This is a genomic window from Vicinamibacteria bacterium (genome assembly GCA_035620555.1).
In the GTDB taxonomy this organism is placed as follows: Bacteria; Acidobacteriota; Vicinamibacteria; order Marinacidobacterales; family SMYC01; genus DASPGQ01.
The window spans coordinates 1-9,717 of the sequence record DASPGQ010000346.1 but is presented as its reverse complement, the minus strand read 5'-3'; the positions used below and the strand labels follow the sequence as shown (position 1 = coordinate 9,717).

11 protein-coding genes are annotated in these 9,717 nt (G+C 62.7%); 7 read left to right on the top strand and 4 right to left on the bottom strand.

What is annotated here, in order from left to right; translation table 11 throughout:
• Both VEK15_14155 and VEK15_14150 read left to right on the top strand, forming a co-directional pair.
• Positions 1-573 (top strand): TPM domain-containing protein (locus tag VEK15_14155; protein ID HXV61836.1); only part of this gene is annotated, 573 nt, incomplete at its 5' end.
• Positions 574-578: 5 nt separating this feature from the next.
• Positions 579-1,037 carry a TPM domain-containing protein gene (locus tag VEK15_14150; GenBank protein ID HXV61835.1) on the top strand — a complete coding sequence of 153 codons (459 nt, stop codon included), beginning with the start codon at positions 579-581 and terminating at the stop codon, positions 1,035-1,037.
• Positions 1,038-1,067: 30 nt separating this feature from the next.
• Here VEK15_14150 and VEK15_14145 read toward each other — a convergent pair whose 3' ends face one another.
• Positions 1,068-1,211 (bottom strand): hypothetical protein, encoded by a 144-nt coding sequence (locus tag VEK15_14145; GenBank protein ID HXV61834.1) that lies wholly within the window; start codon positions 1,209-1,211, stop codon positions 1,068-1,070.
• 157 nt (positions 1,212-1,368) lie between these two features.
• On the opposite strand from VEK15_14145, the gene VEK15_14140 reads away from it, so the two are divergent.
• Together VEK15_14140 and VEK15_14135 are read left to right on the top strand one after the other, a co-directional pair.
• Complete coding sequence (locus VEK15_14140; GenBank protein HXV61833.1) at positions 1,369-2,019, top strand: phenylalanine--tRNA ligase beta subunit-related protein; 651 nt, start codon at positions 1,369-1,371, stop codon at positions 2,017-2,019.
• A 390-nt stretch (positions 2,020-2,409) separates the two neighbouring features.
• Entirely contained in the window at positions 2,410-3,183 is a 774-nt protein-coding gene (locus VEK15_14135; protein ID HXV61832.1) for a DUF4159 domain-containing protein, read from the top strand.
• A gap of 45 nt (positions 3,184-3,228) precedes the next feature.
• Here the strand turns inward: VEK15_14135 and VEK15_14130 are convergent, their stop codons facing one another.
• On the bottom strand, positions 3,229-4,494 hold the full coding sequence (locus tag VEK15_14130; protein ID HXV61831.1) for a PQQ-binding-like beta-propeller repeat protein: 1,266 nt from the start codon (positions 4,492-4,494) through the stop codon (positions 3,229-3,231).
• A 35-nt stretch (positions 4,495-4,529) separates the two neighbouring features.
• Between VEK15_14130 and VEK15_14125 the strand changes: the two genes are divergently transcribed.
• The 3 genes from VEK15_14125 to VEK15_14115 all read left to right on the top strand — a co-directional run bounded on the left by VEK15_14125 (position 4,530) and on the right by VEK15_14115 (position 6,593).
• The gene (locus tag VEK15_14125) at positions 4,530-5,870 is read left to right on the top strand and encodes an ABC transporter permease (GenBank protein ID HXV61830.1); all 1,341 of its coding nucleotides are present in this window, start codon (positions 4,530-4,532) and stop codon (positions 5,868-5,870) included.
• A 97-nt stretch (positions 5,871-5,967) separates the two neighbouring features.
• The gene (locus tag VEK15_14120) at positions 5,968-6,195 is read left to right on the top strand and encodes a type II toxin-antitoxin system Phd/YefM family antitoxin (protein HXV61829.1); all 228 of its coding nucleotides are present in this window, start codon (positions 5,968-5,970) and stop codon (positions 6,193-6,195) included.
• Positions 6,192-6,593, top strand: a complete 402-nt coding sequence (locus VEK15_14115; GenBank protein HXV61828.1) for a type II toxin-antitoxin system VapC family toxin — start codon at positions 6,192-6,194, stop codon at positions 6,591-6,593. The genes VEK15_14120 and VEK15_14115 overlap by 4 nt, the downstream gene beginning before the upstream one ends.
• A gap of 23 nt (positions 6,594-6,616) precedes the next feature.
• Here VEK15_14115 and ftsH read toward each other — a convergent pair whose 3' ends face one another.
• Positions 6,617-8,449, bottom strand: coding sequence for an ATP-dependent zinc metalloprotease FtsH (gene ftsH / locus VEK15_14110; GenBank protein HXV61827.1), 1,833 nt, complete (start codon positions 8,447-8,449; stop codon positions 6,617-6,619).
• Between the two features lie 93 nt (positions 8,450-8,542).
• The coding region (locus VEK15_14105; protein ID HXV61826.1) for a serine hydrolase domain-containing protein at positions 8,543-9,717 on the bottom strand (1,175 nt) is incomplete at its 5' end.

Sequence of the window (9,717 nt, the reverse complement as noted above, 5' to 3'; positions counted from 1 at the left end):
CCGGAGCGACGCGTGCGGATCGAAGTCGGCTACGGTCTCGAGCCGGTGATTCCCGACGGGTTGGCCGGAAGGATCATCCGGGAACGCATCGCACCCGCCTTCCGCGAGGAGAGATTCTTCGATGGGCTGAGCGCTGCCGTGGACGGCCTCGAGCTCGCCGCCCGTCGTGAGTATCCCGAAGCTCCTGCAGAGCCCCGCGTGTCGACGCCGGGGGTTGGCATCGGAGTCCTGTTCTTCATCTACTTCGTGCTCGGGGTTCTCGGAAACGCGATGGGTATCGTACTGGCGATGATTGGCGGCGCGTTCGTCTTCCGGCTCCTGGGAGGGAGCCTGGCCGCGGCCCTCGGTTGGTGGGCCTACGCGTTGGGAGCGTTATTCGGGCTGATTGCGGTGCTCATAGTGCGAAGCAGTGGACGGCGAGGGAGCTGGACGACGGGCGGTCATTCGGGGGGGTACGGTGGAGGCGGATTCGGAGGAGGAGGTTTCGGTGGGGGTGGATTCGGCGGAGGCGGAGGCGGGTTCTCCGGTGGCGGAGGACGATCGGGCGGGGGAGGAGCGAGCGGAAGCTGGTGAGTGACGTGAAGGTTCCCAGAGGACTCCGTGCCTTCGTGAGTCCCGAGTCACTGGATGCCATCGCCGAGGCGGTAAAACTGGCGGAGAGCCGGACGTCGGGCGAGATCGTCGTCCACATCGTGCGCAATCTTCTGCCCCTCGAAACGTCCCGAAAGCGTGCACAGCGGGCTTTCTCCGAGCTCGGCGTGGATCAGACGACCAACCGGAACGGGGTCCTGCTCCTTGTGGTGATGAAGAAGCGCCGGTTCGAGATCGTCGCCGACGAGGGAATCGATTCGAAGGCTAAGCCCGTTCCATGGAAAGAGATCGCAAGCTCCCTCTCCGAGGGCATCCGGAAGGATGGGTTCGCGAAAGGTATCTGTGCCGGCGTCGAGCAGATCGGGCAGGTGCTAGCCGCACACTTCCCGAGCTCTGGAGCGGACAAAAATGAACTGCCAGACCGGCCCTCGGTCGTGCCCGACTGAGCGGGGCTCCCGGTCTCGTGGAACCTCGGCTTAAAACTGTCGCCTTGGCAGTTCGCGGGTGAAGGGCTCGAGCTCCTCGTCGTACGGGACACCGTCCGCCTGAGCCTCGTGATACAGGCCCTCGGGGACGTCTCTCGGTGGTTCGGCGGGCTCGCTTCTCTCCCAATTCGTCATGGTCTCAAATCCTGGTGCAGACATCAGTATAGGTTTAGGTTTTTCTTTTAGCAAGTTTCATACCAAGTGCGTGAAGTCCCTTTTGGCGCGGCTTTTTGACGGGATGACCGACCGGTTGGTGGGAAAAAACTACATAGTTGTAAAGAATTTGGCATACTTGTCACTGGAAAACTCGACGGAGGCGGACGTGTACGAGGTTCGCTACGAGCTGATAGGTTGGGAATTGTTCTTTGCAGAGATCGAGGCAGGCGCTCTCGATCGCGCTTCGCTTGGAGAGAGGAGGCGATCGGTGTCCGCGGAGGTTCGGCGCGTTCTGAAGCTCGAGTCGCTCTCGGCCCATCCGGCCGTTTCCAGTATGAGGCGCCTGTTCAAGGAGGTTGGTTGCGATCCGTCCCGGTACCGTCCGGCCTCCGAAGCTCTCCTGAGAAGGATCCTGAAGGGGGAGGAGATCCCGGAGATTCTTCCTATCGTCGATTTGAACAATTGCCTGTCGGCGGCTCTCGCGGTCCCTTGTTGCGTCATGGCTGAGGGGAGTTTCGAGCCTCCCTTCGTTCTCCGCTCTGGCCGCGAGGGAGAGAGCTACGAGTCGTTACGCGGCCCGTTCCGGCTGGACAACAAGCCCGTCCTCGCGGATGGATTCGGCCCTTGCGACGCACCCATCACCGGAAACGAGCGGGTCAAAGTCGTGGCCGAGACCGAGCGCGCGACGCTCGTTGCGTATCTCCCCCAAGGCGTCGTAAGCGGCGGCGATGCTCGACAAATGCTCGAGGACCTACTGTCTGGGCAGCGCTTCGTCCAAACGGGTTGACAAAGATTGCGAGATGAGCGACTGTGAAGCTGTATTCCATTCCGTCCGGACGCGTTCCGGGCGGCGGCTCCACGCCGGGCTTGGGCGGTCCCGGCGAGCCGGACGGGTTGGGTCCGTCGAACGTTGGAACGCCTGGGAAGGAGGTGGTCCAGTGAGTTTTGATTCAGTTTCTGCGGAGGTGGCGTCCCCTTAGAGCGAGGGCGTTGCGTTAGCGCTTGCCCTCCCGAGTGAGGGCGAACCCAGCGCCACCAACGCGAAGCTACCTGGCCCCGGCCTCATCGGAATCGGTGAGGTCGGGGCTTTCGCTTTTTCCGGCCTAGAGACGTTCGTTCCGTGTTCTCGATTGAAGCTCGCGGTCTGGCAGGGTAAGCTCGGCGGGAGGACAATCCTGTGAGGGGTGGGAGGACGCTCGTCTCGAGCGTGAGCCTGGGGCTGGTTCTATTCGCGGCGGCGTTCGCCTTCTCACAGCGGTCGATCTTCGACCGCTTCCGCGGGCAGGAACCCTTCGATATCGCCGAGACCGAACGGCCATCCATCGTACCGAGCTTCGAGTTTGCCCGGGTTCGGTTCACATCGTACCGCGAAGGGCGGCGGCCAGGCTGGTCGCACGACTTCCCCCGGGCAGAGCGCAATCTACTGACCATCTTGTCCGAGATGACCGGTGTTCATACCGAGCCGCGTGCGCACGCCGTCGTCGAGCTTGCGAGCCCCGATTTGATGAGTTACCCGATCCTGTATTTCAGCGAGCCCGGCGGCTGGGCGATCACCCCCGAGGAGGCGGAGAACCTCCGAAGCTATCTCCTCCGCGGAGGGTTCGCGATCTTCGACGACTTCGACGGACCCTGGGATTGGGAAAATTTCGAGAACGCCATGGCGCTCGTTCTTCCCGGAAGTCATTTCGTCGAGCTCACCGTGGATGAGCCGGTCTTTCAATCGTTTTTTCATATCGAGTCGCTCGATATGGTTCCGCCGTACGGGGCCTACGCCGTTCCCACCTTTCACGGGCTGAAAGACGACTCCGGACGCCTGCAGGTGGTGGCCAACTTCAACAACGATATCGGAGACTACTGGGAGTGGTCCGATGCCGGCTACTATCCCATCGAGCTTTCCAACGAAGGCTTCAAGTTCGGTGTCAATTACGTCATCTACGCGATGATGCACTGAATGGTTGCGCGGTCCGTTCTTGGCTACGGACGAAATTCGTCTCCGCTACGAGCCTCCGATGGCGATCAGCTCCTTCTCGGTGCGGAAATACCATTGCCCCTCGACGGGCGCGGGCGATGCGAGGGTGCGGGCGCCGAGCCGATTCACGTGGAGAAGGCGGAACTCGGGTCCAGCCTCGAGAACGAAAGTCTCCCCCTTGTCGTTGGTGAAGAAAATCTTCCCGTCGACGGTTACCGGCGACGCCGAGAAGCTCTCTTTTTCGGCGAGGCCGAGTCGTCCCTGGAAAACGACTTTGCCGGTCTTCGCCTCGTAGCCGGTGACGACGCTCACCATGTCGTTCACCATGTACAGGTAGTCACCCACGATGATGGGCGAGGGCACGAACGGGGAGCCTTTTGGGCTCGACCAGACGACGTTCGTATCGGTCACGTCGCCCGTGCCCCCCGGTCTAATGGCGAGCGTCGGACCCGCTCGGCCCGAAGAGCAGAAGACCATTCCGTGCCCCACGACCGGTGTGGGGATGACCTCGAACTTGTTGCCCGTGGCGCTCCAGTACAAGGCTCCGTTAGACGGGTCGTACGCGTGGACGGCGTGTTGGCTCGATACGATGAGCTCGTCACGGGTTCCGGTGCTCAAGACGATCGGAGTACCCCACCCGGTCTGCGCGTCACGCTCGGTCCGCCACTGGATATCGCCGGTGCCCTTGTCGAAGGCCGCGACGAAGGACTCGCCTTGGTGATCCTGATAAAGGATGACCGAGCCCTGGTAAAGAATCGGGGAGCCCGCCGACCCATGATAATTGTCCAGCGCCCCGACTCTCTGCTGCCAGAGGAGCTTGCCCTCGAAGTTCACAGCAACGAGCCCGTGGGTTCCAAACGAGGCATAGATCGTCTTTCCGTCGGTCACGGGTGTCGCCGAAGCGTGCCCGTTCTTCTCATGGGCGTGCTCGACGCCCTGCTGGGGCACGACCGTCTCCCACAGCAACGAGCCATCCGAGCGGCGGAACGCAAGGAGCGAGAGACGTTTCCCACCGTCATGGGCCGTCGTGAGGAAGAGGTGATCGCCCCAGATGATGGGCGAAGAGTTCCCTTGCCCGGGGACGCCGACTTTCCAGACGACGTTCTCCTTGTCCGACCAGCGGTCAGGATATCCCGTACCATTGACGGTGCCCTGCCCCGAAGGCCCGCGCCAACGCGGCCAGTAGCTCGCCCCCTCGCCTTCGACGGGAAGTAATTGAACGTCGCCCGCCGCGGCAACGCCTGCCGCGAGCCAGGATGAGAGAATGGCGGTGAGAATACGCATGTGCTGCATGCGGGCATCTTAGCGTGAGATAGAATCGCGCTGCCATGCGTCGGCCCGTGAGTCTGTCGATCGCGCTCGTCGCCCTGCGGCGCAACGTCCTGAGAACGTTGCTTTCGGTGCTCGGAGTGGTGATCGGAGTCGCCGCGGTCGTCACCATGGTGGCGCTCGGCCGAGGCGCTCGAGCGGAAGTATCGGGAGAAGTCGAGTCGGCGGGCGCAAACCTGGTTTTCGTCAGGGCGGGGAACTACACGCGCGGCGGGGACGCGGTGAACATTCTTTCTGGTCTCGGAAGCGCGACGACGCTCGTCGAAGAGGACGCGCGGGCCATCGCCCGAATCGAAGGCGTTCTTCACGTCAATGCCGAGGTCGACGAGCGGGCGCCCATGGAAGCGGGTGAGGGGAGCGCCTTCGGGCTGGTGCGCGGAGTCGAGGCGACGGCGGCGCACATTCACGGTTGGGATGACATCGTGGGAGCGTTCTTCGTCGAGCGAGATGTGCGCGACGCGCGTAACGTCGTCGTTCTCGGCCGGACCGTGGCGCAACGACTGAACCGAGGCGTCGGTCAAAGCATGAGGATTCGAGATGTCGCTTTCGAGATCGTGGGCGTCATCCAAAGCGACGACGTCGACGATTCCGAGACCGCCTTCGTCCCCTATACCTCGCTCCAGAAGCTTCTCGGCATCCGACATCTCCACGGCGTCACCGTTTATGCTCGGATGGCGGGCGAAACGACTCGCATCGCCGAGGAGATACGCACCTTGCTTCGCGCCCGCCACCGCCTCGATGCGGGCGAACAGACGGCTCCCCAGGGAGAAAGCGCGTTCTCGCTGAAGCGGTCCTCGACGCTGCCCGATGATTTCACGGTGCGAACGGAGGCGTCGGCGGCTCTGACACGAGGGCTGTACACGACGGCGGCGGCTTTCGTTCTCGCGAGCATGCCGCGACTCGATGAGGTGACCTCGGAGGAGATGGCCGCCACCCTTCAACGCGCCGACCGGACGATGACTCTGCTTCTTGCGAGTATCGCCACCGTGTCGCTCGTGGTGGGTGGCATCGGGATCATGAACATCATGCTCCTCGCCGTGACCGAGAGGACGAGAGAGATCGGGCTCCGGGTCTCCGTGGGCGCCCGCCGCCGCGATATCTTGTATCAGTTCCTGAGCGAAGCCGTAACGCTCGCTCTCATCGGGGGCATCGTCGGAATCGTCGGCGGCTTCCTGAGCGCGCGCACCCTGACCGGACTTCTCGGCTGGCCCACCTACGTCTCCCCTGAGGCTGTGGCGCTGGCGTTTGGTCTGTCATTTGCCGTGGGCATCGTCTTCGGTTACTACCCCGCCGAACGAGCTGCCAGACTCGATCCCATTGACGCACTACGCCACGAGTAAAGGTTCCCGGCGACCCATTCTGTCCCGTCGCGATCGCCTTTGATCCCGGTTGAGCCGAGTTTTGAACTAGACTAAACTAAGTCTTGTAATGATCACGATGAACGTACACGAAGCCAAGACCCATTTGTCCAAGCTTCTGGAAAGAGTGGAGTCGGGCGAGGAGGTTGTCATCGCTCGTAATGGAAAGGCGGTGGCGAAGCTCGTGCCGTACAAGGCGAAGCGACGAAGTCCCGGGTCGATGAAGGGCAAGATTCGCCTGCAACCCGACTTCGACTCACCGCTTCCGGACGAGATCGCATCGGGTTTCCGCGGCGAGCGCTCATGAGGCTTCTTCTCGATACTCACACGCTGATCTGGTGGCTTACGGACGACAAGCGGTTGTTGTCGCCCGAGCGTGACTCAATCTCCGACGGTGAAACCATCGCGCACGTGAGTGCCGCGACGCTCTGGGAGATTTCCATCAAGAGGAATTTGGGGCGTATCGACGTCGACGAGGAAGAGTTATCGGCGCGCCTCGAGGAAGACGCTTTCGTCGAGCTGTCGATCACGTGGCGCCACGGCCGTCGAGCGGGCTCGCTCCCTCGGCATCACGACGATCCGTTCGACCGAATGCTGATCGCTCAAGCTCAGGAGGAGCAGCTCATCCTCGTGAGTTACGACGGCACCTTCCGTGACTACGACGTGGAGCTCATGCCGAGCTCGGGACGGGACACGGGCTTCTGACCTGCGGCTAGGACTCCTCTCTCTTATGGCTTCGTAGACGCGGTCTCGGAGACGATCCTTCCGACTTCGGCGCCCTCGATTGCCTCCCGTTCCTGGAGGACGGTGGCAATCGCGTCGAGCGCCGAACGATGCGTCCGGAGGAGCTCGAGCGCCTGCTCCTGCGCTTCTTCGATGATGCGGCGGACTTCTTTGTCGATGAGCGAGGCCGTCTCTGGGCTCAAATCGGACTCGAGACCGAGCTCGCGGCCGAGATAGCCGGGACCGGAGCCCGCCGCGTAGCGCACGGGTCCGAGGGCCTCGGACATTCCGAACTCGGTCACCATGCGCCGGGCGAGCGCGGTCGCCCGCTCCAGGTCGTTGGCCGCTCCCGTCGAGATCTCGGAGAAGATCAACACCTCGGCCGCGCGGCCCCCCAGCATCACCGCCAGACGCTCTTTGAGAACGGCTTCGCTCATGAGGTAGCGGTCCTCGACGGGCATCTCCATCGTATAGCCGAGGGCACCCTTGGAAGTGGGGATGATGCTCACCCGGTGCACCTGATCGGTGTTGGGAAGGAGCTGCGAGACGAGGGCGTGCCCTCCCTCGTGATAGGCGACCCGTCGCCGCGTCTCTCCTTTCAGCGGCGTGTCGCGCTGGAGCCCCGCGACGATGCGCTCGATCGCGACGTCGAAGTCCTGCTTGCCCACCTTGGCGTCGCCTCGCCGCACCGCCATGAGAGCCGCCTCGTTCACCAGGTTCTCCAGATCCGCCCCGGAGAAGCCAGCGGTGATCTGAGCGAGACGGTCGAGATCGGAGTCGGGACCGAGGGGCACGTTCGCGGTATGGATATCGAGGATCTGACGACGGCCGATCTCGGTGGGAAGCGGCACCTCGATCTGCCGATCGAATCGGCCGGCTCGGAGCAGCGCCTTGTCGAGAATCTCGGGTCGGTTGGTGGCGCCCATGATCACGACACCCTGGTTCGACTCGAAACCGTCCATTTCGTAGAGAAGCTGATTGAGCGTTTGCTCGCGCTCGTCGTTCGTGCGCAATGCGGCGACGGACGATCTCGACTGACCGATGGCGTCGATCTCGTCGATGAAAATGATGCATGGAGCCCTCGTCTTCGCCTGCTCGAAGAGGTCGCGGACGCGCGAGGCCCCGACACCGACGAAGAGCTCGACGAACTCCGAGCCGCTCATCGAGAAGAAGGGAACGCCCGCTTCGCCCGCCGTCGCCCGCGCCAGGAGAGTCTTGCCGGTTCCCGGCGGTCCCACGAGCAGAATGCCCGTAGGAAGCTTCGCCCCGATCGCGGTGAATCGGGATGGATCCTTCAGGAACTCGATGACTTCTTTGAGCTCGGTCTCCACTTCGTCCACGCCGCCCACGTCTTCGAACGTCACCTTGGTTCGCTCGGGCGCGATCTCCTTGGCTCGGCTCTTTCCGATGGACAGCGGGCCGGAGGATCCCATCCGTCGAAAGAGAAAGTACCAGATGAGTGCGAGGGGAATCAGGGGGAGAACCCATGTGAGAAGGGCGGTCACGATGCCGCTCGGGGGCGGCTCGGCCTGGAACTCGACCTCCGCTTCGACGAGGTGCTGCACGAGCTCGGAATCGTCGACTCGCACGGTGGTGAAGTTCCCCTCGACGGATTCGCCCTCCGAGCTCTCTCGGAGGGTATAGACGATCCGCTGCTCCTCGAAAGTCACCTTGGCGATCCGACCGTTGGCGAGATCGTCGCGAAACTGGCTGTAGGGGACTTCCTCGGCCCGCCCGAGCCAGCGAGCAACGAGTCCCTGGACGAGGAAGACGAGGGCGAGCGCGAGAAGGACGTAGACGATGGAAAACTGTGTTCTGGCTCCCCTGCGTCGTTCCATTGGGCTCGATCTTCCCGCGGGTCGGGCGAGCCCGACCCCCACGGAACCCCTAATATGGCTCCTGGAAGCTCAGGAATGCTACTTGTCCAAATCTCATCGGGGTATCGGCTTGTCGAGCGAGTCCCAGTCGTAGACCCGGGCGACTCTCTCCCTCAGCTCGCGAATGACCAGGCCTCCGTTGTCGCCGTTCGTCATGATCGCGACGCCATAGCCCTTGACCTTGTGCGCGATGAGATCGCAGCGAAACCCCCAATTGGATCCGCCATGGCCGAAATACCATCCTTCGCCGATCTTCGAGATGTTGAATCCGGAAGCGTAATCACCCACACCGACCGGCTCCACCATCTCCCGAGCCGAGGCCCGCTTCAGCACTCGATTCGACTCGTTCCCGAGCGAGCGCTGGATCTCGATGGCGAGCTTCGCGAGATCGACGGAGGTGGTCCACAGTCCTGCGGCCTGGAGCTCGGGATAAACGTGCCATTTCGCGTCCATGGCTTGGCCGCTCCCGTCGTGGGCCCGAGCCGCTTTCGCATCCCGCTCGGGTCCCAATGGCTGTTCGTAGACGCTGTGCGACATGCCGATGGGCCCGAGCACCCATTCCGCCAGGATCCGGGGGAAGGGCTTCCCCACGGCATCGACGAGAGCGAGCTCCATGATCGTGACTCCACCTCCGGAGTATTTCATTCCCGTCAGGGGCGGACGCTCCATTCGAACCGGGCCGACGTTCGAGGGTGGCTCGCCGTCGAGAATCTGAACCGTCGAAGGGAGTGGCTCCGAAGGGTGATAACCGGGAAATCCGAAGCCGTCTCCCGTCCCCGAGGTGTGGCTCAAGAGGGTTCTCGGAGTCACGGGTCGATCCTTGGTGAAGCCATCACCAGGAAGTTGCCAGGACTTCAGGATTCGGTTGATGTCGTCATCGAGAGAGAACTTTCCTTCCTCGACGGCCTTCAGGACCGCCATCGCGGCGACGGGCTTGCTGATCGACGCCGCCTGGAAGAGGGTGTCGTTCTCCACCACCGCCCCGGTGGTCACGTCGGAGATTCCATAGCCCTTCGCCCAATGAATCTCGAAGTCGTGGATGACCGCGATACTCAGTCCCGGTACATCGTATTTCGCCATGATCTCCTCGAGAGTGAACGGGTCGAGACCTTGACGATTCGGAATCTGCGCGGCCTCGACCCGGGCCATGGCATCGGGAGGGGAGACCTGCGCCGCGACCGATCCGGGAATCGCGGCAAGCAACGCAAGAAGCAGGCTGATGATAAAGC